We start from the raw sequence: 21876 nt of genomic DNA, 5'->3' as shown, positions 1-21876 counted from the left end.
TTCGTGTCAGACAAGAATGTCGAGGGTGGTCTGGGGGCCGTTCAGGGTCCTGGCGCTGCGTAGGGCCGCGGCGTCGGCCAGTGCGTCCCAACGGGTAGCGCTGCGCGGTTCGCCGGGTCCGTTGCGGCTGCCTCCGCCGTCCCTGCCTGGGTCCCCGCCTGCACCGCCCTGCCCTGCCGTTCCGTGACCTGCGCGGTCCTGGGCTGCGCCGTCCTGGGCTGCGCCGCCCGGTCCGCTCTGCTCGGAGAGGTCCAGGCTCGCGCCGAAGCCGGCGTCCGTGAGTTCCTTGCGGAGCTCGGGCAGGATGCCCCGGACAGCCTCGCGTCCCGCGTCGCCGGGGGCGAAGAGCTCAATCCGGACCCCTGCGGCGTCGATATGCGCCCGGACCGTCAGCGGCCCAATGTCCTCGGGGCTGACTTTGAGGGTCATGATGTGCTGGCCGTGGGCTGCGCCGGCCAGGGTGAAGAGCGGCTTGGCGAGCTGCGGCTGGAGGGCCGCAGCGGTCTGGGGCGCGGCAGGCGCTGGCTGTGGCCCTGCCGACGGGACCGGGGCCGACGCCGGCTGGCCGGCCGGCGTCGCGCCTGGGACCGGCGTGCCGGCATCGAGCCCTCCGGCAGGGGCTGCCGGAGCCGCGGAGTCGAGAGCCGTCGTGTCGAGAGCGGTGTTGCCGGCGGTCTTGGATTCCGCCGGAGCGACGCCGGGAAGACCGGGCAGGGCTCCGGACACGCCGACGGCGTCCGCAGCCGTCACCGACGCCGTGACACCGGCCGCGGCAGCGACGACCGGCGCCGACGCGCTCACCAGGGCACCCACGGTGGCCGGCGCAGTGCCCGGGGCAGTGACCGGCGCAGTGGCCGGCGCAGTGGCCAGCGAGGAATTCGCGAGGGCCGAAGCGTCGGCCAATGGACGCATGGAGCCTGAGCCCGCCAGTGGCTGCGCCGTAGCTTTCGCCGGTGCATCCGAAGCGCCGCGCTGGACAGCGGTGCCGTTGGCAGCCGGAGTCAGGCCCGTCGCGGCCGGAAAGGTAGTCCCGGACTGAGATGCTGCTGTCTGAACAGTATTTGCCTGAACGGCACCTGTCTGGACCGCATTTGCCTGAACTGCACCAGCCTGAGCCGCACCTGCCTGAACTCCGGCATTCTGCGGGGCTGCCACCTGCGCGGTTCCGGCGAGGGCTGCGCCCGGCACCGAAAGGCGCGGGTCGGGCAGGCCGGACGTCAGAGTGACGGCCACCGTCCCGGGCGTCGTCGCCGCTGCCGGGGAAGTCGACACAGCCTGGTCGTCCGGCGTCCCGAGACGCGCAGCCTGCTGGGCAGGGATTGCAGACGGCGTGGAGCCAGCGGCTGAGGCGGCGGCAGTGCCGGCGACGGCGGCAGCGTTGACGGCGGTGCCGGCCGGAGCCGAATCAGTGGGAGCGCTCCCCTTCTCAGCCCGGAGAGCACGCTCGTGGCCGGAACCCTTGGCGGTCTTCGGCGTTCCGACCTGGCCAGCACTGCCTGCCGTCCTATCCGAAGACGTGTCCGGTGCGCCCTGGACATCGTTGAGGACGGTGTCGAAGGATCCGGCGTCGGCGTTCCCGGTTTCGGACCGCGAGCGCGCACCATGCTGCGACCGTGCGTGCACCGGAGCGGCGGGCAGCGCGGCCGCAAGATCCGCCGATGCCATGGCCTTCATGATGCCGTCCCTGCCGGAACGATGCGCCGGATGGCGGTCAGGTTGGACTGCTGCTCCCAGGCGTCGCGGATCTGGATGGTCTTGCCGGGCACGGGAGCGTCGATCGCCTTGCCGTTGCCCAGGTAGATGGAAATGTGGTTGCCACCGAAGCTGACCAGCAGGTCTCCGGGCTTTGCCTCGGCGAGGGATGCCACCGGGGTCCCCTGGCGCATCTGGTCGCTCACCACACGGGGAATCTCCACGCCGAGGTCTTTGAAGACCCGCTGGGTGAAGCCGGAGCAGTCCATGCCGGTGGCCGGATTGGTGCCGCCCCAGACGTAGGGAACACCGATGTACTTCTTGGCCATCGCCACAACGTCGTTGCCTGTGGCGGCTCCGCCGGTGTGGACAGTTCCGGTCGGTTGGGCGCCGGTCAGGCCAGCCGCACTGATCAGGGCAGCCGCGCCGGTGAGCGCGGTGGACCCGGCCGCCGTCGTCCCGCCCAGTCCGGGCGAGGTACCCAGTCCGAGCGAGGCATCCAGCCCCAGCGGGGTGCCCAGCGCCGGGTTGCCAGTGAGGGAGGCGGTGTCCGTTGATCCGGTCCCGCCCATTGCGGCGGCGAGTGCCTGCGTGAAGGATGCGGAGTCGCCGGTGCCCGTGGCGGTGGCGAGCGAGGACGCCGTCGCAGCTTTGGCGGTTGCGGCGGTGGTTTCCGTCGGCGCCGGGCGGGTGAGTTCCGCGATCATTGATTGGATGCCCTGCATCCGGCTGATTGCCTCGGTCATGCTCATGGCTTCACCTGCTGGTCTTCGCGGTGCCACAGGGTCGAGGCGATCTCGTCGAGAACTGACTGCTCGGCGCGCAGGTCCGCGGAGTTGATCTCGGCGTCGTGGCGGGCCTGGAGTTTTTCCAGGCCCACGGACCGGGTGCGGGCAGCGATGAACTCGTCGCGGGCAGTGGCTTCGTCGGCCTCGGCCAGGCGCGTGAGGTTCTGCAGATCCGCGAGCATGCTGTGGGAGGAGGACCGGGCGGCGGCCACGGCGCGCAGGGAGGCGGAGCTGGAGACGGGATCGTCCGTGGCTGCCAGTTCGCGGCGCGCGGCGGCTTCGCGAACCCGGACGGAACTGGAGCGGGAGCGGGCGCGCGCGAGCCCGGTGGCCGCCTGGTCCTGCTGGAGCTGGCGGAGGCGCAGGAGCCCTGCCAGAGAGAATTCGCGGTTCATGCTGCTGCTCCCAGGATCGAAGTAAGGTGGCCGAGCCGCTGCCAGGACTCGGGGTGGGCGGTGGATTCGTCCATCGGCTGCTGCAGGAAACCGCTGACCTCGTGTTCGTGGTTCAGTGCGGCGTCCACCAGCGGGTTGGTTCCAGTCTGATAGGCCCCGACGTCGATCAGGTCCTGCGCCGCCTTGCGGGCCGCGAGAACCCGGCGGAGGGTGGCCGCGGCGTCGAGGTGCGGCCGGGAATTGACCTTGGTGGCCACCCGGGACACGGATCCGAGCACGTCCACGGAGGGGAAGTGCCCGGTGACGGCGAGTTTGCGGTCCAGCACCACGTGGCCGTCCAGGATGGACCGGGCGGCGTCGGCGATGGGTTCGTTGTGGTCGTCGCCGTCGACGAGCACCGTATAGATACCGGTGACGGAGCCGGTCTCGGCCGTGCCGGCGCGTTCCAGCAGCCGGGCCAGGATGGAAAAGGTCGACGGCGGGTAGCCGCGGGTGGCGGGGGGTTCGCCGGCCGAGAGTCCGATCTCGCGCTGGGCCATGGCCACGCGTGTGAGGGAGTCCATCATGAGGACCACATCCTGGCCCTGGTCGCGGAAGGACTCGGCGATCCGTGTGGCGGTGAAGGCCGCGCGCATGCGCATGAGGGCCGGTTCATCGGACGTGGCCACCACCACCACGGAGCGTGCCAGGCCGGCGGCGCCGAGGTCGTCCTCGAGGAACTCCCGGACTTCGCGGCCGCGTTCGCCCACCAGGGCAATGACCGAGACCTCGGCGTCCGTGCCGCGGGCGATCATGGAGAGCAGGGAGGACTTGCCGACGCCGGAGCCGGCAAACAGGCCCATGCGCTGGCCCTTGCCGAGCGTCGTCATGGTGTCCAGGACGCGCACGCCGGTCTGCAGCGGGGTGTCGATGCGGGCGCGTTTCATGGCGTTCGGTGCCTCGTTGTCGATGGGCACGCGGGGTCCGCTGAGGAGCGGGCCTTTGCCGTCGATCGGGCGTCCCAGACCGTCCAGGACGCGGCCGAAGAGCCCCCGCCCGGTGGGGACGAGGACGGCGCCGCCCTTGGTGCGGACGGGGTCACCGGCCGCCACGCCGGCGAGCCGGCCCAGCGGCATGCAGCGCACGGAGCCGTCCAGTGCGGCCACCACTTCGGCGTCAAGGCCCGGGCGCTCCCCCACTGTGACGAGGTCACCCAGAGCGCAGTCCAGACCTGACACTTCAAGGCCCAGTCCGATGACTGAAGTGACGACGCCGACACGTTGCGGGGCAGCCGCGGCCAGCGCGGCGGCGTAGTCGGCACCCTTGGGGCGCCACTCGGCGATCATGCCTGGCCCCGGTACGCGCCGTCGGAACGAACTCCGGCGGGTGCGCCGGCGGGATCGGCGTCGGCCTGGTCGGCTTCTCCCAGCAACGCCGCGCGGGCACGGTCCAAGGCGCCGCGGAGGCTGGCGTCGAACCAGCCATGCTGGTATTCGACCTTCGCGTCACCGCGGCCCAGGGAGGGGTCGGCGATGAGCGGCAACCCGGCGGGCACTTCCTGCCCTTCCCGGCTGAGGACGTCGATGTCCGCCGGGTGAAGCCGGATCGCCAGCATCGTGGCGGCGTCGTTTCCCGAGAGGGCGCGGGCCAGGGCGGCGCGTGCGGTCCGCGTCCCCTCCGCCAGTTCGTAGCCCAGGATGGCCTCGGCCAATTCCAAGGCCGTGCGGGCCAAGATTTCTTCGGCATCCTGCAGAGCCTGCACGTTGCGGTGCGCGAAGTCGGTCCGCGCCACGGCGAGGGCGCGCACGGCACGGTCCAGGTCCTGCTGTCCGGCGGCCAGCGACGCAGCCTGCTCGGCGGCCATCCGGTCCCGCCAGCGGCGCTGTTCCTTCGCGGCGGCACGCACACCGGCGGCGTAGCCTGCGGCGTGGCCCTCGGTGTAGCCGGCCTGGTCAACGGCCGGGCCGTTCCCCCGCAACGAGGGAAAGACGATCCGCGCCGGGGCAGCGGCAGCGCCGCTGTCAGTAGACATAGTCTTCCTCGTCCCCGCGCTGGATGGTGATCTGGCCTTCGGCCTCCAGCTCACGGATGGACCGGACCACCGCGGCACGGGCCTCTTCGATTTGCGAGGCACGCAGCGGGCCCAGGCCGGCGATCTCGGATTCGAGGATTTCCAGGTTGCGCCCGGAAACGTTGGTGGTGATGGTCTCCAGGACCGGCTCGGAAGCGCCCTTCATGGCGACCGCCAGGACGGCCGCGTCGAGTCCGCGCAGCACCAGCTGGACGTCGCGGCGTTCGAGTTTCACGATGTCGTCGAACGTCACCATCTGCGCCCGGATCTCCACCGCGAGGTCGGGATCGAGCAGGTCCAGGCCGTCCAGCACCGATCGTTCCGTGCCGGCGTCGGTCCGGTTGATGATCTCCAGCAGCGGCTGGATTCCGCCCACCACCTTCGAGGCCTGCTGGGACACCGCCGCGCCGCCGCGGAGTTTGAGGGTATCGGCGACGATCCCGATCGCTTCGGGCGCGCCGGATCCCATCGTGGCGATGCTGAGGGCGACGTCGGCGCGCAGCGAGCCGGGCAGCCCGGACATCACGGCCGAGGCCTTGCGCGGACTGAGGTGGGCCAGCACCAGGGCGATGGTCTGCGGCAGTTCGCCGTCGATCAGGGCCAGGATCTGCACGGGTTCGATGTCTTCGAGGAACTCGAAGGATTTGCCCGCCATGTTGACCGTCAGGCGGTTCATGAGTCCGGCGGCCCTTTCCGAGCCGAAGGACGCCTCGAGCAGGCCCTCGGCGAGTTCCCGGCCGCCCCGGGCCTGGCGCGGGCTGGTCAGCGCGGTCTGGTGAAAGTCCTTCATGATCTGCTCGGCGACGTCCGGGTCCACCTTGCGGAGCTTGACGATCTCGCCGGCGATCTCCTCTGCCTCGTTGTCCGTGAGCTGGGCCATGACCTTGGCGGCATTCTCGGGGCTCATCTGCATCAGGACGACGGCGGCGCGCTGGGTGCCGGTGAGGAGCGTATCGGCCGGTTTCATGCCGGCTGCCTGTCATCCATGAGGCCGCGGAGGTAATCGGCGGCGCGTTCCGGGTTGGCGGCAACCATGCTGTCGATCTCAAAGCGGCGGCGCTCGGACTCCAGCTGTTCCGTGCTGGGACCCGGCAGCGGAGGCAGGGCGGTGATGGGGATAGCCGACGTCGCAGGCGCGGGCGGAAGGGCCACAACAGGCGGGGCCACCGGCATGATCTCCAGGTCCAGGCGTTCGCCAAGATCCACGGGCTCACGCTTCTGGCGACGCCGCAGGATGATGATGACCACCAGCGCCAGAATCAGCAGGCCGAGCAGGATGCTGCCTGCGATGATGATGGTGCTGAAGAACGCTTGCTGCTTTTCGGCCTCGGCGTTGGCCTGGGCTTCGGCGAGGGCTTTGGCTGCGTTATCGGCGGCAGCGGTGCTGAACGGCACCACCTCAACCGTGACGACGTCACCCCGCTTGGTGTCGACGCCGGCGGCGGAGGTGACGAGGTTCTTCAGCGAGGCGAGGTTCAGGCCGCCGGCTGCGGCCTGGCTGACGGCGACGGAAATCGTCTGCCGCGTGACGGCACCGGCCGGGATAACCCGGTCCTCGGTGACCTTATTGACGGCGTTGTTCTTGGTGGCGGTGGTGGAATCGAAGTTGCCGTTCCCGCTGGTTCCGCCGGGAACGGCGATGTTGTCCGGGCCCAGCACACCCGCGGCCCCTCCCCCGCTGCCGGTGTATTTTTCGGTCTTGGAGGACTCGCTGAGCGGCAGAGCGCCAGCCGTGTTGGAGAAGGTTTCGCTCTTCTGCTGCGCGGATTCCCCGGTGACGTCGGCGGCCACCGCGACCGTGGAGTTGCCCGGCCCCACCACGCGGTCCAGGACCGCCCTCACGGCGTCGGACGTGCGGTTTTGGTAGTCAGAGGCCTGCTTGGAGGTGGACCCCGTCGACCCTCCGCCGACCGTGGAAAGCACGTTGCCCTGCGAGTCGACCACCGAGACATTGTCCGGCTTGAGGTTTTCAATGGCGGCGGAGGTCAGGTGGACGATTGCCTGCACCTTGTCGCTGGAGAGCGTGGTCCCGGCCGCGGTATCGATGAAGACCGAGGCCGTGGTGTCGGGGGTCTTGGACACAAAGACGCTCTTGTCCGGGATGGCCAGGCGGACGGCGGCGGTCTTCACGCCGTCCATGGCTTCGATCGTGCTGGCGAGTTCGCCTTCGAGGGCGCGCTTGTAGGTGACGGACTGCTGGAATTCCGAGGACGTCACTCCCATTTTGTCCAGCAGGGAGTACCCGGTGGCCGCAGCTGTCGGCAGCCCGGCGGAGGCCGCCTTGAGCCGTTCGTCGTAGACCTTGTCCTGCGGGACCAGAATGGTGGAGCCGCCGTCGCTGAGCTCGTAGGCAACGTTGTCCTTCTTGAGCTGGTCCACGATTCCGCTGGCGTCGGTGCTCTTCAGCCCGGAGAACAGCGGGGTCAGGGCCGGGCGGGTGAGCCAGGCGGACAGGGCCACAATGCCCACCACCAGCAGGGCAGCACCGAGCACGGCTAGGGTGCGCTGGCCGGCGGTGAAGCTTTTCAAGCCCGCGCCGAAGCGCTGGAAGAAGACGGTTATCTGCGGAGGCATCAGGCCTGCATCCTCATGATCTCGTTGAAGGCGTCAACGCCCTTGTTGCGCACGGTGGCCATGAGCTCGAGCGTGACCTGGGCGCGGGTGGCGGCGAGCGTGGCGTTGTGGATGTCGTCCAGGTTGCCGGTGACGGCGGAGACGGCCAGCTGGTTCGACGTCGACTGCAGCTGCTGGAGGTTGTCCACGGCACCGGTCAGGGACGTCGCGAAGGCGGAGCCGTCGGTGCCGGCGGCGGGGGAAGTGCCTGCGACGTAGTTCGTGGGCAGCACACCCTGGACGGGGGCGATGGGGGCAACAGTCATTAAGAGCGTCCAATCTGAAGGGCAGCCGTGTAGGTCTCGCGGGCGCGGTCCACCACCTGCGCGTTGGCCTGGTAGCCGCGCTGGGCGATGATGAGCGCGCCCATCTGTTCTGCCATGTCGATGTCCGGGTACTTCACGTTGCCATTGGCGTCGGCCAGCGGGTGGTCCGGCTGGTAGACGACCCGGCCCGCGGCGCTGCCGAGCTGGGTCCCTTGGACGTACACGCCGGAGGTTCCCGAGCCCGCTGCGGCCTCGACGTAGCGGGCCTGGAAGGCCGGGCCCGACGTGCGGGAGACGTTGTTCATGTTGGCGAGGTTGTCCGAGACGGCGTCGAGCCACTTGCGGTGGACGGTCAGGGCGGAGCCGGCGATGCCGATCATGTCGAAGGTCATCAGCTGGTCCTCAGTGCGGAGCGAACGGCGGTGAACTCGTTGCCGGCGGCCTGGGCGGCGAACTGGAACCGCAGCACGGTGTCGATGTTGGACAGGGTTTCGGTGTCCAGGTTGACGTTGTTGCCGTTCAGCTGGGTGGGCTCCAGGGAATCCGCGGTCGTTGCCTGAACGTTGCCGTCGCCGGCCTGCACCGATTCGGCGAGGGCGTCCTCAAAGCTGACGCGCTTCGCGTGGTAATTCGGCGTGTTGACGTTCGCGATGTTGTTCGCGATGGTCCGCTGGCGCAAAGCCAGCCCGTCCATGGCACTGGCCAGGGCGGCGGAAGTCACGGATTCGAGCACAGAGTCCTGCCTGGGAAAGGTGGAGGGTGGCCGATCCGTGGCCGGGAAACGAGCGATCCGTGCTCTTACAGTGGTTATCGGCACTGCTCAGCGCCGCGTTAGGGGAAATCAAGAGAGTATTTCAGATGTTTTGGAGCCGGCGATTCTTAGCCGTTGACATCGAGGTAGATCGCGCCGGACGGGCCTCCGACGCCGGGCACCGAGGAGACCGCCTGGAGCTGCCGGGCTACGTCCTGCCGGGCCTCCTCCAGCCGGCGCGCAACGCGCTCCTGGGCCGCTGCCAGGGCGGTGGCGCGGCGCCGGGCAGCCGCCGGTAACTGCCCCGGCAAGGATGGCGGGGTCCAGCGCTTTTCCGGCCGCGGCTCCGCCACGGACCCGGCGGGTGAGGCGAGTGGGCCCAGCGGATCCTTCAGGGTGCGTTCGGCGGCCTGTACAGCCATTTCGAGCACGTCCAGGACAGCCAGCCAGGCGGCCAGGGTGGTGTCTGGAACCGGGGACTCGGCCGGGGTTGAATCGGTGTGGTCGAAGCTGGCTCCCCCAAAACCAGTTTCCACGCCCGTGTGGTTACCCAAAACCGAGGCTCCCGCCACCTGTTCCTGGCTGTGTGTTCCAGGCCCCCGTTCCCGCGAACGCGGGTGTGGCGGCCCTGGCCGGGAAAGGGGCTGCGCCCGTCGCCGGCGCGGGAATTGCCGCAGCAGCATCATGCCAGGCCTGGCGCAGGGGTTCCAACAGCTCAATAGCTTCGCGGGTCAAGGCAGGATTGCGCTGGATGTTGGCGTTGACCAGGGCAGTCAAAGCGTAGTTGTAGATGCCCAGCAGTCCGTCAGCACCGTCCCAGACGTCTACCTTCAAGGACGAAGCCAATTCAGTAATGATGGCCTGCGCATGAAGGAGATTCTCCGAGGCGACGGGCCAGTTAGCGGCCTGCTGCGCGGTCTCCGCGCGGCCAAGGTCCAGCAGGAGCCGGTCGTAGAGCATGGTCAGCAGCCTCGCTGGTGGGGCCGAGAGCACGGAATCCGCCAAATACTGGTTCCGCTGGGCTGCGCTTCCATAGCTTGTCGAGGTCATGCCGGGGTGCTTCCTGTGGAGGGGCCGAAGATCTGCGCTGAGAGCCAGGCAGACTGGGACTTGATTTCGCTGAGCGACACGTCGAGGGCGGACTGGGATCGCTGGAGAATGGACTGCCGGGCAACCAGCCCGCTGTCCCAGCCGGATGGACGGTCCGCCGCATCCCCGGGCTGCGCGTCGATCTTCAGGTGAGCGTTCTTGGAGTCCGGGACGAGGGTCGCCGCTGCTCCCGACTTATTAGCTGAAAATTCCAGTCGGTACTGTCCACCGCCTGCCGGTACCTTGCTGGCCTTGATCCCCGCATTGGCGCCGTTGACGGCTGCTGCGACGTCGTCGATGGAGCTAGTAGCCGGCGTGACCGTAACTGGAGTGCCACCGCTGTTGATCGTGATGGTGGTGAACGGCCAGACGAATACCTTTTGCGAGGACACCTGGGTCATAGCGGCCTGCCTTCCGGCGTAGGAACGAAACGGCCCGGTTGGCGCCGAGCCTGGAGCAATCCCTGCTCACCATCAGTTCTCGGCATACCAAGGGCTGTGCGTTAGTGAAATTTGAGAACAACTTGAACGGGCTTGTATGGCAGTGAGCGCCCTATCACGGGCCTGCATGTCAGCCTCGGACGTCAACGAGGAGCGCATGGCCTGAGCCTGACGAACCCGGGACTGAATTGAGTGCCTCCAGATGTGCTGCGGCGACTTGTCGATTCTTCGTGAGAATGGCGATGCTCTCCTGCTGGGCTTCAAGAACCCGCCGCGCCCGGTCTTCCAGTTCCGCCGGGATGGGCCCGGGAGCAAGCGGCGCAGCCCATGGTTCAGGTTCCACACCCGAAAGGGCCACAGCGAGGTCAGCCTCGAGCCGGTTCAAGATCGCGGTCCAAAGTGCTGTGGTCTCATCGAGCGTCGAGGAGCCGTCAAGGAGATGAGCCGGAACCTGAGGATGGAGGGCGGTGGTAGTCATTGCCTAATTTCCGCTCGAGGAGGACGTGGACAGCCCGGCAAGCTGGCCGGTTAGCCAAGATGACTGGGCTTTCAACCCCCCAAGCAGGACTTCCATATTGGTGAACTGGGACTGCAGGGCCGCGCGTCGGTCAGAGAGCCGCGTGTCCCAGTCTGAGATCTGGCTAGTCAGGTCCGTGACCTCGGATTGTTGGCCCTTGATGAGTGACGTCACAGAGCCTTGCGCCGGGTCCGTGGCGCTCTGCGTGGTGGCTGCGACACGGGATGCGATTGTCTGGAGCGCGGCACTCGTACCGGCAGGATCGCTCGCCAGGGCCGTCGCGAGCTTGTCCTTGTCGAAAGTGAAGTTTCCGTCACGCGTGATCACGATGCCGTATTCGGAGGGGGACTTGCCGTTGACGGGTGCGGCCATTGCGTTGAACAGCGCATCGCCTACGGCGCGGACGCTGGAGTTGCCGGTGAAGATTCCGCCTTTGGCGGCCGAGGCTCCTGCGGAGGTCGTGGTCGTCGTGACCGCGCTGTTGTCTGAGATGTAACCGAGGGCGTCATTGACGGCCTTGACGAGGTCTCCGGCTTTCTGGGTGATCGAAGCCGTGTCGCTGGCGACGGTGACGGTGACCGGTGCGGCGCTGATGGCTGTCGCGGTCACCGAAACCCCGGGGAGCAAATTCGTGAACGTATTCGTTGCCGAGTTGATCTTCTGTTCGGCGGCCGTCCCTGCGTAGAGGACGGCTTCGGCGTCCTGGGCGGTCCGCACGACGGCGGCGGCAGGATCCGCCATCATGTCAACGGCGGTGCCCGCAGTGACGTCCGCGGCGCTGCCCTGGTAGATCTGAAAAGCGCCGGCCGCACCGGAAGCGGTCGCGGTGAGCTGGAGGCGGTAGGTGCCATTGCCGGCCGGGACTTTCACGGCGGCCGCCCCTCCGGCAGCCGAGTTGATGGCCGTGACCACGTCGTCGAGCGAGGTGGAGGCAGGGTTGATCTCCGTCTGCTTGCCCGTGGCATCCACGATGGTCAGCTTCGCGGGCGCTCCTCCGGCGTCGACCGGCCAGGAAGCCATCGCAGCGGTGACATCGACCTGCGTCTGAGCGAGCCTGGTGACCGTTACATCGAGGGTCCCGGCCACCGCGGAAGTGCTCGCGCTGGCGGTGAGGGACGGCGCGGAGGTGCTGGCGGTGAACAGGTTCAGCGCGTTGGCCGCGGCGTCTCCAGAGGCGGTGCTGTTGAGGAGCGTCAGACGGGTGTTGAGCCCCTGCAAGGAGCTGATCATCGACTGATCCGACGCCATTTTTGTCTTCAGCTGCGTCTGCGGCAGCGCCTCGACAGACATCAGGGCGTTGATCATGGACGTTGTGTCCAGTCCACTGGACAGACCATCAATCGCTGTTCCCACAGGAGTTCCTTCCGGGTGGTGCTTGATACCGGGATCGGCAAGGGATTCATACACCGATGGCGGTCAGGCGGGTAAAGTGCCCGACCTAACCGCCACCGGCGACGAGGAGATCCGTTTTTACGGTTCCGCTATTGTCTAGCGCAGGAGCGACAGAACGCCCTGGCCGGACTGGTTGGCCTGAGCCAGCATTGCGGTACCGGCCTGGGACATGATGTTGGCCTTAGTGAACTTGACCATTTCCTGCGCCATGTCGGTGTCCGTGATGCGCGAAGAAGCGGCGGACAGGTTCTCGCCGGAGACCTGGAGGGTCTTCGAGGCGTGTTCCAGACGGTTCTGGGTGGCACCCAGATCGGCGCGCTGTGCGGAGATGTTCTTGATCGCGGTGTCGATGCGGCCGATCGTCGACTGCGCGTTCGTGGAGGACGAAACGTCGAAGCCAGCGTTGGAGGTGGGGTCGGACAGCACGTCGGCCGGAAGAGCCCCATTCACTGCCGTGGCCACGTCCCCGACCGTGACCTTGATGATGTCGTTAGTGTTGCTGACACCGGTGCCGACCTGGATGCTCAGGGTGCCCGCGACCGGATCGACGCCGGTGCCGTTCTTGCCCTTCAGCAGGTCGATACCGTTGAAGTTGGTGCCATTGGTGAGACGGTCCAGCTCCTTGCCGAGGGCGATGCCTTCCTTGCCGATGGCATCGCGGGCGTCGCTGTTGTTGGTGTCGTTCGAGCCTTGGACAGCAAGGTCACGCATGCGCTGCAGGATGGACGTGACCTCGGTCAGCGCGCCTTCAGTGGTCTGGATGGCACTGATGCCGTCCTGCGCATTGCGGCCCGCAACGGCCGAGGCGTTGACCTGTGATTTCAGGCCTTCCGAGATGGACAGGCCAGCCGCGTCGTCAGCAGCACGGTTGATGCGCAGGCCGCTGGAGAGCTTCTCCATCGACTTGGAGACAGCGTCCTGCGTGTTGTTCAGGTTGCGGTAGGCGTTGTTCGCCATCGTGTTGGTGTTAATCATCATGCCCATGGTGTTTTCCTCCGTGATTGGGACTGTAATCGACGGCCCATCCGTGGGCCTTCAGGAGTAGTTATCGCCGTTTCAGAACCACAGGTAAGGAGAAACTCAAAATTGTTTTCGGAAACTCCAATGCGCCGCATTCCGCTTGCAATCAGCCTTATTCCAGCTAACGGCTGCGGAAACCCTGCCGATAGTTTGTACGAATCCTGCTTCAGGCTGCATCATCCGCACGATGCAAAGATGCCTCTGCAGGCATTACTTCAGAAACCGCACCAGTCACCTATGAGGGAGCCGTCCGGACCATGGCCATCCACGAACTTTCAGCCCTGCTGTGGCGGGAGCGTGAACTTCTGGACGTTCTCACTTTCAAACTTGAAGAAGAGCAACTGCTGCTCACTGCCGGCAAGTCCCGTTGGCTCCCACACGGCACCCGGGAAGTGGAGCAGGTACTCGGGCACCTGTCTCAGGCGAGCCTGGCGCGGACCATCGAGGCCGCCGTCGTCGCCGAAACTTGGGGCCTGCCCACGGACGCCAGCCTCGGCGAACTCGCCGCCGCGGCGCCGGAAGGTGCCTGGTCCGAGGTGCTCACCGCGCATCTGACGGCGCTGACGCGCCAAACGGCACTCATCAAGGAACTGCGCGACTCCAACGAGCAGTACCTGCGCACCGCCGTCCGTTCCACCCAGGAGTCGCTGGCTGACCTGCGGCCCAGCGCTGCGGCCGGCACCTACGACGCCCACGGCAAGACCGGGGACTCCTCCGGCTCACGCATCTTCGACAAGCAATTCTAAGGAAGCGACCATGAGCACCTTCGGCGCCCTGAACACCGCCTACCGCGGACTGACCGCCGCCCAGCAGGCGATGAACGTTGCCGGCCAGAACATCGCCAACGCCGCCACGGAGGGCTACACGCGGCAACGCGTGGAGCAGTCGTCCATGGCCGCTCCCGCCCAGGGCCTGTTCGGCACCGGGGCTCCGGCCGCGGGCCAAGGCGTGTCCGTGGACGGCATCGCACGGCTGGGCAACAGCTTCCTGGACTCAAGCGTTCGCTCCGCGGGCGCCCAAGCAGGTTACGCCAGCGTCAGGTCCTCGGCCCTGCAGGGAATCGAAAGTGTCCTCAATGAACCCGGAGACAACGGCATATCGGCCTCCCTGCAGGCGTTCTGGTCAGCCTGGCAGGGCGCGGCCAACCACCCTGGCGAGTCAGCTCCGGCCGGTCTTGTCCTGCAGGCTGGGAACGATCTGACCGCTAAGATCTCGGCTTCCTACCAGGCCCTCGACGCCCAGTGGACCAGCGTACGCGGCCAGGCCTCGACCGCCGTCGACGAAGTCAACGCCGCCGCCACCCAGGTGGCCGCCTACAACACCACCATCCGCTCCACTCTGGCCGCCGGCGGATCAGCAAATGAGCTGATCGATGCCCGGGCCAAACTCACCGAGACCATTTCCCGGCTCGCGGGCGGGACGGTCCGCGAACAGGCCGACGGCACGGTGGACGTCCACGTGGGTGGCAACGCCCTCGTCATGGGCAGCTCAACGCGCTCACTGGTCCTGAAGGGTTCCACATCCATGGATCAGGCGGCCGGCGACCCCCCGCATGTGGAGTGGTCAAACCCCGGAGGCACTGCAGGACTCGACGGCGGAGAAATCGCCGGGGCGTTGTCCGTCCTGGCACCGGCCGCTGCAGGCTCCGGCGGAGCCATCGCCGAGGCCGCCGCCTCCTACAACCAGTTCGCCGGCAACCTCCGGGACGCGGTCAACGCGGTCCACGCCGGCCAGCAGACGTCCACGGGCGCGACAGCTGGCAACTTCTTCGAAACTGCACTCACGGGTCCCGCCGCCCTCAGCCTCACGGTAGTCCCGCAGGGCGTCGGTGAAATCGCCTCCGGTGTTGCGGGCGCGGGAAATCTGGACGGCAGTGTTGCAGACAAGATCGCGCAACTTGGCACGGGCGCAGCCTCCCCCGACGCCCTCTGGCAGGGGATCGTCACCAACATCGGAGTTCAGTCCCGCGGCGCCCAGCAACAAGAAAGCCTCATGTCCGCCGCGTCGACCTCGGCACTGACGAACCGCGCCTCCAGCGCCTCGGTGAGCCTTGACGAAGAAAACGTCAGCCTGCTCACCAACCAGCACGCCTACCAGGCCGCGGCCCGAGTCATGACCGCCGTGGATGAGGCCTTGGACGTTTTGATCAACCACACTGGGCTGGTAGGAAGGTAGACATGCTGAACCGGGTTACGAATTTGACTATGACGTCGGCTGCCCAGCGCAACCTCCAGACGCAGCAGTCCAAGCTCGCCGAGTTGCAGGACAAGGCGTCCACATTGGACAAAATCAAGCGGCCGTCGGATGACCCCGCTGCGACCGCCCAGGCGCTCCAGACACGTTCTCGGCAGGCGGCCGCGGCCCAGTACGGCCGCAACATCGACGACGGCGACAGCTGGCTGACCGCGGCCGATTCCGCCCTAGGGCAAGCCACCAATCTGCTGAACAAGATGCGTGACCTGACGGTCCAGGCCGGCAACGGCACACTCAACCAGTCAGGAAAAGACGCCATTGCGTCCGAACTGGACGGTCTGAACCAGGACCTGCTGTCGATCGCCAACACCCAGCATTTGGGCCGAAACATTTTTGCGGGAAGCTCAGATACCGCTGGCGCGTTCACTCCCGGCACGCCACCGAACCCCAGCATTCCAGGCGACACGGGAACACCGCCCGTCTACCAGGGGCTCGCCAACGGCTCGGTGGAGCGACGCGTCAGTGCCAACCAAACCATCAGGGTCGACGCCGACGGCCAAGCAATCTTCGGCACCGGCAACAGCTCGATATTTGCCACCGTCAGCCAGATCACCAGCGACCTGCGCTCGGGTACCGACATTTCGCCCCGGTTGGCGCAACTCGACGCCGGATTCAAGAATGTTGTCAACGGACGTGCGGATATCGGAACACGGCAGGCACAGTTGGAACGTGCCGGCAGCGTCAACACAGATTTGGAGGCCACCTTGGATGCCCAGAAAACGGGAATCGAGAAGGCAGATCTCGGCAGCGTCATCATGGACCTGAAGCTTCAGGAGACCAACTACCAGGTGGCCCTGGCCGCCACGGCGAAGGTTCTTCAGCCCACGCTGATGGACTTCCTGCGGTGAGCGCCCCGGTCATGGACACTCCCGTCACCAGCCTGCCCCTCACATTCACCGCCCCCATGCCGGGCTTCGAGGAGCTGCACGACTTTTCGCTGCGCAGCGTCGAAGGCGCGGCCGGCCTCTACGCGCTGGAGGCGGGTTCCACCCCGGTGCGGCTGTTCCTGGCCGACGCCGCCATGTTCGCCCCGAGCTACGTTCCGCCGATTCCGGCCGCCTCGCTGGAGGCCCTGGAGTTCGGCGAGCGCGAGCAGCCCCAGGTCCTGATCGTGGTCAACCATGCTCCCGGTTCGACCACCGTCAACCTCATGGCGCCGATTATTCTCAACCGCCGCACGGGCCGCTGCACCCAGCTCGTGCTGGACGGCCGGGACTACCCGCTGCGGGCCGAGCTCAACTCGCTCTAGCCCACGTGGTCCGGCAAGCCGGGAACCAAGCCGGAAACGGCGAAGCGCCGGCACCCTGACGGGTCCGGCGCTTCAAGTGGTCTCACTGGGCCAACAGTTGCGAGTTTCTTAGCCTTCGCAGTCGCGGCAGTACTTCATGCCGTTCTTTTCGAGGGCCACCTGGGACCTGTGGCGGACCAGGAAGCAGGAGGCACAGGTGAATTCGTCGGACTGCTCGGGAACAACAATGACGGTCAGCTCTTCGCCGGACAGATCCGCCCCCGGAAGATCGATCCCTTCCGCGGTGTCGTTCTCATCGACGTCGATCACAGCAGTCTGCGCGCCACCACCGCGGGACGCCTGAAGGGCCTCCAGCGACTCAGCGGGAGATTCTTCTTCTGTCTTGCGTGGGGCGTCGTAATCGGTAGCCATATCGGGGTTCACTTTCGTTGCTGCACAGCGCCATTTCAGGCACCTCAGTGAAGCAGTTTAGGACATTATGCGTGGAGTTGAAGAATAGTGTGGCCAAAGCGACACTATGCGTCGTTCGGGTGCCTGAAAACGACACTTCGCGGCAATCAAGTCATACTTTTCACGCTTTTCACGCGACCGGCCAGACCACGAGGGTTTGCCATTTTGCCGGGTCGGGTTCGACGCCCGGATCAGTGAGGTAGTACTCCCACATAGCCTCCCCCGGGCTCGCACCATCCTCCTGCATCCGCGCCATGATCGCGCCGTAGGTGTGCTGCAGCGATTCATAGGGGCCGACGTGCATCGCCTCGTACGCCCGGCCCGCAGGCAGGCTCCCGGCGACGACCGTGGCGTCCTCACCGCCCGCACTCTTGAAGGGTGCGGCCAGGGGGAACCCGGCTTCGACGTCGACGACGTCGGTCGGCATCCCGCGGTACAGCGCAAACGGGGGGCCGGCCAACTGGACATGCTGCTCCTGCACCGTGGTCATGACGGCGCCGAAGGCGCGGCCGAAAAAGTCTCGCAACGCGTTCATCGGCACAATCTCGCGCACCACCGCCGTCGACTTTTCCTCGAGTTGAGCAGGTTTGATGTCCGGAGTTCCGGGGGTCGCTTCTGTCATACGCCCAGACTGTGCTGTGTCCTTTGCACGGTCTAGGGCCTTACGACCCGCGCCCGACGGCGGCCCGGGACTGCCCGACAGCGGCCCCGCAGGTGCCCCGGGACGTGCTCCGGCCTGGGTCCCAGCCCCGCAGCGAAAAACTAAATGAACTTTATTCATATTAGGTCTTGCCCCGCGCGCCGATCACCCCGATACTAAATGAACACTGTTCATTTATGTGACGCCCGTCTCACTGGAGTAGCCATGATCGAAATCACTTCCCTCGACACCCCGCCCTCCCTCGCCCGCACGCTGCCCTCCAGCCGCCCGGCGCTGCGGGTCGGCGTCGTGCAGCACCGCTGGCAGCCTGACGCCGCCGCGCTGCGCGCCGAATTGGACGAAGGGATCGCTCGGGCCGCCCTGCTGGGAGCCACCGTCGTCTTCCTGCCCGAGCTCACACTGTCCCGCTACCCTGCCGACACCCCTCCCGAAAACGACACCGCCGGGGGAAGCACGCGCCCGCGGCCCTCGGACATCGCCGAGGACCTATTCACCGGCCCCACGTTCCGCTTCGCGGCCGACGCGGCCCGCAGGCATGGAGTCTGCGTGCATGCCTCGCTATACCAGAAGGCGGAAAACCCGGACGGCTCCGATGACGGACTCGGCCTGAACACCGCCATCCTGGTATCCCCCGAGGGCAAGCTCCTGGGCCGCACCCACAAGCTGCATATCCCGGTCACGGCCGGCTACTACGAGGACCAGTTCTTCCGCCAAGGCCCTAACGGCGACGACGCCTACGAGGTCCACTCCCCCGCCGAACTCGGCGGCGCACGCCTGGGCATGCCCACCTGCTGGGACGAATGGTTCCCGGAGCTGGCGCGGATCTACTCCCTCGGCGGGGCCGAACTGCTGGTCTACCCCACCGCGATCGGCTCCGAACCGGACCACCCGGACTTCGACACCCAGCCGCTGTGGCAGCAGGTCATTGTGGGCAACGGCATTGCCAACGGGCTGTTCATGGTGGTCCCCAACCGGTACGGCAGCGAAGGCACGCTGAACTTCTACGGTTCCTCCTTCATCTCCGATCCCTACGGCCGGATCCTCGTCCAGGCGCCGCGGGATGAATCCGCCGTGCTCGTCGCCGACCTCGACCTGGACCAGCGCCGGGACTGGCTCACGCTCTTCCCCTTCCTGGCCACGCGCCGCCCGGACACCTATGCGCGGCTGACCGAACCCGTGCGGCCCGACGCCCCGCTGGGCCCCGAAGCACAGGAGGGCACTGCACAAGAGACCAAAGCACAAGAGCCCACTGCACAGAAAGCGAACGCCCAGAAGGCGACCACGCAGAAGGCCTTCGCATGAGCATCTGGCGGATGCCGTCCGAAACGGCACCCCAGGACCGCGTGTGGATGGCGTTCCCCACCGGCGGCTACACCCTGGGCGAGACCGAAGCAGAAGCCCACGCCGCCCGCTCCGTCTGGGCCGCCGTCGCGAACGCCGTCGTGGACTTCGAACCGGTCACCATGCTGGTGGCGCCGGACGATGCGCAGACCGCCGCCCGGTACCTCCGCCCGGAGGTCGAGGTGGTTCCCGCCGCCCTGAACGACGCCTGGATGCGGGACATTGGCCCCACGTTCGTCTTGGACGACGCCGGCCGGCTTGGCGCCGTGGACTGGGTCTTCAACGGCTGGGGCGGGCAGGACTGGGCGGCCTGGGACAAGGACTCACTTGTGGCGGCTGCCGTCGCGGCGCGTTCCGGTGCCAGCCACGTCGTCTCGCCCCTGGTGAACGAGGGCGGCGGCATCCATGTGGACGGCGAAGGCACGGTCCTCGTCACGGAGACCGTGCAGCTGGATCCGGGCCGCAACCCCGGGCTCACCAAGGCGGATGTCGAGGCCGAGCTGGCCCGGACCCTCGGCGCCAGCCACGTCGTTTGGCTTCCCCGCGGACTGACCCGGGATTCGGAACGGTTCGGCACCCGCGGCCACGTCGACATCGTCGCGGCCATCCCGTCCCCGGGCACCCTGCTGGTCCATTCCCAGCAGAACCCGGCCCACCCCGACTTCCAGGTCAGCCGGGACATCATCAGCCACCTTGCCAGCACCCGGGACGCGGCGGGCCGGCATTGGAACATCATCGAGGTCCCGGCCCCGGAGGTCCTGAGCGACGAGGACGGCTTCGTCGACTACAGCTACATCAACCACCTGGTGGTCAACGGCGGCGTTATCGCCTGCACGTTCGACGACCCGATGGACGAGAAGGCGCTGCGCATCCTCGGGGACGCCTACCCCGGCCGCACGGTGGTCGGCATCGACGCCCGCGAGCTCTTCGCCCGCGGCGGCGGCATCCACTGCATCACCCAACAGCAACCGTCCACCCAGAAGACGCCCTCCCCCCAGAAAAAAGGTCAGCAATGAGTCAGACAATCGGCCGCGAAGACGGCACCATCACGCACGACGTCGTCGACCCGGCCGGTTCCAAGCACGGCATCACCGGCAAGGGTCTCAAGGGCGGCCAGCTGGGCCTGCTCGCCGTCGTGGTCCTGGGCATTTCCTCCGTGGCACCGGCCTACAGCCTGACCAGTTCGCTGGGACCCGCCGTCGGCGCCGTCGGCCTGCAGCTCCCGGCGATCTTCATCGTCGCATTCATCCCCATGATCCTCGTGGCGTTCGCCTACCGGGAACTCAACGCCGATTCCCCGGACAGCGGCACCACCTTCACCTGGGCCACCAAGGCATTCGGTCCGTTCGTCGGCTGGATGGGAGGCTGGGGGCTGCTGGCCGCCAACATCATTGTCCTGTCCAACCTGGCCGGCGTCGCGGTGGACTTCTTCTACCTCTTCCTCGCCCAGGTGTTCAACAACCCGGATCTCGCGGACCTGACCTCCAACACGGCCGTAAACATCATCACGTGTCTGGTGTTCGTGGCATTGGCCGTCTGGGTCAGCTACCGCGGCCTGCACGCCACCAAGCTGGTGCAGTACACCATGGTCGGATTCCAGGTGCTCGTCCTGGGCATCTTCGTCGTCATGGCGCTCACCCACGCCGCCTCGGGTGACGCGGGCACCTCCATCGCCTTCAGCTGGGACTGGTTCAACCCGATGAAGATCGGCAGCTTCGAGCAGTTCGCCGCCGGCATGTCGCTGGCCGTCTTCGTCTACTGGGGCTGGGACGTCTGCCTTACCGTGAATGAGGAAACCAAGGGTGGCAAGGGCACCGCGGGCCGGGCAGGAACCACGACGGCGGTCGCCGTCCTGGCCCTCTACCTGGTCGCGATCGTCGCCACCATGATGGTGGCCGGCACCGGAGCGGACGGCATCGGCCTGAACAACCCGGACAACCAGTCGAACATCTTTGCAGCACTGGCCTCCCCGGTCATGGGTCCGCTGGCCATCCTGATGTCCCTGGCCGTACTCTCCGGCACCGCATCGTCGCTGCAGTCCACCATGGCCTCCCCCGCCCGTAGCCTGCTGGCGATGGGCCACTACGGCGCCCTGCCGCCGCGCTTCGCATCCGTCAGCAAGCGCTTCGGATCCCCGGGCTTCGCCACGGTGATTGCCGGCGCGATTTCCGGTGGTTTCTACGCCGTCATGAAGGTGGTCAGCGAAAACGTCCTCAACGACACCATCATGGCCCTGGGCCTGATGATCTGCTTCTACTACGGCCTCACGGCGTTCGCCTGCACATGGTACTTCCGGCACAGCCTGTTCTCCAGCGTCCGCAACTTCTTCATGCGGCTGCTGTTCCCGGTCCTGGGCGGCCTGGTCCTCACCGTGGTCTTCTTCCAGACCGCCGTGGACAGCTGGGCACCGGAATTCGGCAGCGGCTCGGAGGTCTTCGGGGTAGGCCTGGTGTTCATCTTGGGGATCGGCATCCTCGCCCTTGGCCTCGTGATCATGCTGGTCGCCGCGAAACTGCACCCGGGCTTCTTCCGCGGCGAGACCATCCGGAAGGACACCCCCGCCCTGGTGGTTCCGGAGTAACCGCCCGGTTTCCAGCGACCTACGGCCCTGCTCCCGGACTCCGGGAGCAGGGCCGTACGTCTTTCGCGCGCCTTGCCGACGCCAGCCGATGCGCGGCAGACCCACGTGATCGAGGCGTCCTGTCGATCTTGACGGGCACGTACCCGCCTTGGTAACAAGGGCTGGATGCCCTGCACACCGAGACAGCACGCGGCATGCGGCCACCGAAGGAGCGCCCGATGACCACCAACAGACCTGGAAGCGTTCGCACTCTGGGCACGCTGCGAGCAGCCGACGGCAATCCACGTCGAGGATCTCGACGCCTTCCTCGCCGGCCGTGAGCGCTGCG

The 21876-nt window shown here is 67.0% G+C and carries 25 protein-coding genes; 7 read left to right on the top strand and 18 right to left on the bottom strand.

Annotated features, from left to right (window positions below):
* Positions 1–6 precede the first annotated feature (6 nt).
* The 16 genes from AB4Y72_RS07650 to AB4Y72_RS07575 all read right to left on the bottom strand — a co-directional run bounded on the left by AB4Y72_RS07650 (position 7) and on the right by AB4Y72_RS07575 (position 12977).
* Positions 7–1674, bottom strand: coding sequence for a flagellar hook-length control protein FliK (locus AB4Y72_RS07650; protein ID WP_441425558.1), 1668 nt, complete (start codon positions 1672–1674; stop codon positions 7–9).
* A complete protein-coding gene (locus AB4Y72_RS07645) occupies positions 1671–2444 on the bottom strand; it encodes a C40 family peptidase (protein ID WP_441425557.1) in 774 nt (257 codons plus the stop codon). Before AB4Y72_RS07645 ends, AB4Y72_RS07650 begins: the two co-directional genes overlap by 4 nt.
* Entirely contained in the window at positions 2441–2875 is a 435-nt protein-coding gene (locus AB4Y72_RS07640; protein WP_441425556.1) for a flagellar FliJ family protein, read from the bottom strand. The genes AB4Y72_RS07645 and AB4Y72_RS07640 overlap by 4 nt, the downstream gene beginning before the upstream one ends.
* A complete protein-coding gene (locus AB4Y72_RS07635; protein WP_441425555.1) occupies positions 2872–4200 on the bottom strand; it encodes a FliI/YscN family ATPase in 1329 nt (442 codons plus the stop codon). Before AB4Y72_RS07635 ends, AB4Y72_RS07640 begins: the two co-directional genes overlap by 4 nt.
* Positions 4197–4886: a FliH/SctL family protein gene (locus tag AB4Y72_RS07630; protein ID WP_441425554.1), complete on the bottom strand. Its 690-nt coding sequence runs from the start codon at positions 4884–4886 to the stop codon at positions 4197–4199. The genes AB4Y72_RS07635 and AB4Y72_RS07630 overlap by 4 nt, the downstream gene beginning before the upstream one ends.
* The gene (gene fliG, locus AB4Y72_RS07625) at positions 4876–5892 is read right to left on the bottom strand and encodes a flagellar motor switch protein FliG (RefSeq protein ID WP_441425553.1); all 1017 of its coding nucleotides are present in this window, start codon (positions 5890–5892) and stop codon (positions 4876–4878) included. The genes AB4Y72_RS07630 and fliG overlap by 11 nt, the downstream gene beginning before the upstream one ends.
* Positions 5889–7499: a flagellar basal-body MS-ring/collar protein FliF gene (fliF, locus tag AB4Y72_RS07620; protein ID WP_441425552.1), complete on the bottom strand. Its 1611-nt coding sequence runs from the start codon at positions 7497–7499 to the stop codon at positions 5889–5891. Before fliF ends, fliG begins: the two co-directional genes overlap by 4 nt.
* Positions 7499–7804: a flagellar hook-basal body complex protein FliE gene (gene fliE, locus AB4Y72_RS07615; protein WP_441425551.1), complete on the bottom strand. Its 306-nt coding sequence runs from the start codon at positions 7802–7804 to the stop codon at positions 7499–7501. The genes fliF and fliE overlap by 1 nt, the downstream gene beginning before the upstream one ends.
* Positions 7804–8196 carry a flagellar basal body rod protein FlgC gene (locus AB4Y72_RS07610; RefSeq protein WP_441425550.1) on the bottom strand — a complete coding sequence of 131 codons (393 nt, stop codon included), beginning with the start codon at positions 8194–8196 and terminating at the stop codon, positions 7804–7806. Before AB4Y72_RS07610 ends, fliE begins: the two co-directional genes overlap by 1 nt.
* Positions 8196–8537 (bottom strand): flagellar basal body rod protein FlgB, encoded by a 342-nt coding sequence (locus AB4Y72_RS07605; protein ID WP_441425549.1) that lies wholly within the window; start codon positions 8535–8537, stop codon positions 8196–8198. Before AB4Y72_RS07605 ends, AB4Y72_RS07610 begins: the two co-directional genes overlap by 1 nt.
* A gap of 146 nt (positions 8538–8683) precedes the next feature.
* Complete coding sequence (locus tag AB4Y72_RS07600; RefSeq protein WP_441425548.1) at positions 8684–9091, bottom strand: hypothetical protein; 408 nt, start codon at positions 9089–9091, stop codon at positions 8684–8686.
* A 10-nt stretch (positions 9092–9101) separates the two neighbouring features.
* Positions 9102–9605 (bottom strand): flagellar export chaperone FliS, encoded by a 504-nt coding sequence (locus AB4Y72_RS07595; RefSeq protein ID WP_441425547.1) that lies wholly within the window; start codon positions 9603–9605, stop codon positions 9102–9104.
* On the bottom strand, positions 9602–10045 hold the full coding sequence (locus tag AB4Y72_RS07590) for a flagellin hook IN motif-containing protein (protein ID WP_441425546.1): 444 nt from the start codon (positions 10043–10045) through the stop codon (positions 9602–9604). Before AB4Y72_RS07590 ends, AB4Y72_RS07595 begins: the two co-directional genes overlap by 4 nt.
* A gap of 169 nt (positions 10046–10214) precedes the next feature.
* Positions 10215–10562 (bottom strand): hypothetical protein, encoded by a 348-nt coding sequence (locus AB4Y72_RS07585; RefSeq protein ID WP_441425545.1) that lies wholly within the window; start codon positions 10560–10562, stop codon positions 10215–10217.
* A gap of 3 nt (positions 10563–10565) precedes the next feature.
* A complete protein-coding gene (fliD, locus tag AB4Y72_RS07580; protein WP_441425544.1) occupies positions 10566–11954 on the bottom strand; it encodes a flagellar filament capping protein FliD in 1389 nt (462 codons plus the stop codon).
* Positions 11955–12089: 135 nt separating this feature from the next.
* Positions 12090–12977 (bottom strand): flagellin N-terminal helical domain-containing protein, encoded by an 888-nt coding sequence (locus tag AB4Y72_RS07575; RefSeq protein WP_441425543.1) that lies wholly within the window; start codon positions 12975–12977, stop codon positions 12090–12092.
* Between the two features lie 293 nt (positions 12978–13270).
* On the opposite strand from AB4Y72_RS07575, the gene AB4Y72_RS07570 reads away from it, so the two are divergent.
* Genes AB4Y72_RS07570 through fliW form a run of 4 tightly spaced genes read left to right on the top strand, consistent with a single transcriptional unit; the run spans position 13271 to position 16515 of the window.
* Positions 13271–13759, top strand: a complete 489-nt coding sequence (locus tag AB4Y72_RS07570; RefSeq protein WP_441425542.1) for a flagellar protein FlgN — start codon at positions 13271–13273, stop codon at positions 13757–13759.
* 10 nt (positions 13760–13769) lie between these two features.
* A complete protein-coding gene (gene flgK, locus AB4Y72_RS07565) occupies positions 13770–15188 on the top strand; it encodes a flagellar hook-associated protein FlgK (RefSeq protein ID WP_441425541.1) in 1419 nt (472 codons plus the stop codon).
* A gap of 2 nt (positions 15189–15190) precedes the next feature.
* On the top strand, positions 15191–16114 hold the full coding sequence (gene flgL / locus AB4Y72_RS07560; RefSeq protein ID WP_441425540.1) for a flagellar hook-associated protein FlgL: 924 nt from the start codon (positions 15191–15193) through the stop codon (positions 16112–16114).
* Between the two features lie 11 nt (positions 16115–16125).
* Positions 16126–16515 carry a flagellar assembly protein FliW gene (gene fliW / locus AB4Y72_RS07555; RefSeq protein ID WP_441425539.1) on the top strand — a complete coding sequence of 130 codons (390 nt, stop codon included), beginning with the start codon at positions 16126–16128 and terminating at the stop codon, positions 16513–16515.
* Positions 16516–16623: 108 nt separating this feature from the next.
* On the opposite strand, the gene AB4Y72_RS07550 is transcribed toward fliW, so the two are convergent.
* Entirely contained in the window at positions 16624–16926 is a 303-nt protein-coding gene (locus tag AB4Y72_RS07550; protein ID WP_390205829.1) for a DUF4193 domain-containing protein, read from the bottom strand.
* A gap of 169 nt (positions 16927–17095) precedes the next feature.
* The gene (locus AB4Y72_RS07545) at positions 17096–17587 is read right to left on the bottom strand and encodes a GyrI-like domain-containing protein (RefSeq protein WP_441425538.1); all 492 of its coding nucleotides are present in this window, start codon (positions 17585–17587) and stop codon (positions 17096–17098) included.
* Positions 17588–17830: 243 nt separating this feature from the next.
* Here AB4Y72_RS07545 and AB4Y72_RS07540 point away from each other — a divergent pair, with 243 nt between their 5' ends.
* The 3 genes from AB4Y72_RS07540 to AB4Y72_RS07530 are packed head-to-tail and all read left to right on the top strand — an operon-like array spanning position 17831 to position 21548.
* On the top strand, positions 17831–18928 hold the full coding sequence (locus AB4Y72_RS07540; protein WP_441425537.1) for a nitrilase-related carbon-nitrogen hydrolase: 1098 nt from the start codon (positions 17831–17833) through the stop codon (positions 18926–18928).
* Positions 18925–19983, top strand: a complete 1059-nt coding sequence (locus tag AB4Y72_RS07535; RefSeq protein WP_441425536.1) for an agmatine deiminase family protein — start codon at positions 18925–18927, stop codon at positions 19981–19983. The genes AB4Y72_RS07540 and AB4Y72_RS07535 overlap by 4 nt, the downstream gene beginning before the upstream one ends.
* Positions 19980–21548 (top strand): APC family permease, encoded by a 1569-nt coding sequence (locus AB4Y72_RS07530; protein WP_441425535.1) that lies wholly within the window; start codon positions 19980–19982, stop codon positions 21546–21548. Before AB4Y72_RS07535 ends, AB4Y72_RS07530 begins: the two co-directional genes overlap by 4 nt.
* The last annotated feature ends 328 nt before the right edge of the window (positions 21549–21876 follow it).

It is taken from the genome of Arthrobacter sp. YAF34 (genome assembly GCF_052113245.1).
Taxonomy (GTDB): domain Bacteria; phylum Actinomycetota; class Actinomycetes; order Actinomycetales; family Micrococcaceae; genus Arthrobacter.
This window is presented reverse-complemented; position numbering and strand designations above follow the sequence as displayed.

What these genes read in the sequence shown, in the direction of transcription:
- AB4Y72_RS07645 (WP_441425557.1), bottom strand. Translation starts at nt 2,444, where the DNA reads ATGAGCATGACCGAGGCAATCAGCCGGATGCAGGGCATCCAATCAATG.
- AB4Y72_RS07570 (WP_441425542.1), top strand. Translation starts at nt 13,271, where the DNA reads ATGGCCATCCACGAACTTTCAGCCCTGCTGTGGCGGGAGCGTGAACTT.
- fliG (WP_441425553.1), bottom strand. Translation starts at nt 5,892, where the DNA reads ATGAAACCGGCCGATACGCTCCTCACCGGCACCCAGCGCGCCGCCGTC.
- fliF (WP_441425552.1), bottom strand. Translation starts at nt 7,499, where the DNA reads ATGCCTCCGCAGATAACCGTCTTCTTCCAGCGCTTCGGCGCGGGCTTG.
- AB4Y72_RS07545 (WP_441425538.1), bottom strand. Translation starts at nt 17,587, where the DNA reads ATGACAGAAGCGACCCCCGGAACTCCGGACATCAAACCTGCTCAACTC.
- AB4Y72_RS07590 (WP_441425546.1), bottom strand. Translation starts at nt 10,045, where the DNA reads ATGACCCAGGTGTCCTCGCAAAAGGTATTCGTCTGGCCGTTCACCACC.
- AB4Y72_RS07630 (WP_441425554.1), bottom strand. Translation starts at nt 4,886, where the DNA reads ATGTCTACTGACAGCGGCGCTGCCGCTGCCCCGGCGCGGATCGTCTTT.
- AB4Y72_RS07650 (WP_441425558.1), bottom strand. Translation starts at nt 1,674, where the DNA reads ATGAAGGCCATGGCATCGGCGGATCTTGCGGCCGCGCTGCCCGCCGCT.
- fliW (WP_441425539.1), top strand. Translation starts at nt 16,126, where the DNA reads ATGGACACTCCCGTCACCAGCCTGCCCCTCACATTCACCGCCCCCATG.
- AB4Y72_RS07575 (WP_441425543.1), bottom strand. Translation starts at nt 12,977, where the DNA reads ATGGGCATGATGATTAACACCAACACGATGGCGAACAACGCCTACCGC.
- AB4Y72_RS07595 (WP_441425547.1), bottom strand. Translation starts at nt 9,605, where the DNA reads ATGACCTCGACAAGCTATGGAAGCGCAGCCCAGCGGAACCAGTATTTG.
- AB4Y72_RS07610 (WP_441425550.1), bottom strand. Translation starts at nt 8,196, where the DNA reads ATGACCTTCGACATGATCGGCATCGCCGGCTCCGCCCTGACCGTCCAC.
- flgL (WP_441425540.1), top strand. Translation starts at nt 15,191, where the DNA reads ATGCTGAACCGGGTTACGAATTTGACTATGACGTCGGCTGCCCAGCGC.
- AB4Y72_RS07550 (WP_390205829.1), bottom strand. Translation starts at nt 16,926, where the DNA reads ATGGCTACCGATTACGACGCCCCACGCAAGACAGAAGAAGAATCTCCC.
- AB4Y72_RS07635 (WP_441425555.1), bottom strand. Translation starts at nt 4,200, where the DNA reads ATGATCGCCGAGTGGCGCCCCAAGGGTGCCGACTACGCCGCCGCGCTG.
- AB4Y72_RS07535 (WP_441425536.1), top strand. Translation starts at nt 18,925, where the DNA reads ATGAGCATCTGGCGGATGCCGTCCGAAACGGCACCCCAGGACCGCGTG.
- AB4Y72_RS07530 (WP_441425535.1), top strand. Translation starts at nt 19,980, where the DNA reads ATGAGTCAGACAATCGGCCGCGAAGACGGCACCATCACGCACGACGTC.
- flgK (WP_441425541.1), top strand. Translation starts at nt 13,770, where the DNA reads ATGAGCACCTTCGGCGCCCTGAACACCGCCTACCGCGGACTGACCGCC.
- AB4Y72_RS07585 (WP_441425545.1), bottom strand. Translation starts at nt 10,562, where the DNA reads ATGACTACCACCGCCCTCCATCCTCAGGTTCCGGCTCATCTCCTTGAC.
- AB4Y72_RS07640 (WP_441425556.1), bottom strand. Translation starts at nt 2,875, where the DNA reads ATGAACCGCGAATTCTCTCTGGCAGGGCTCCTGCGCCTCCGCCAGCTC.
- fliE (WP_441425551.1), bottom strand. Translation starts at nt 7,804, where the DNA reads ATGACTGTTGCCCCCATCGCCCCCGTCCAGGGTGTGCTGCCCACGAAC.
- AB4Y72_RS07540 (WP_441425537.1), top strand. Translation starts at nt 17,831, where the DNA reads ATGATCGAAATCACTTCCCTCGACACCCCGCCCTCCCTCGCCCGCACG.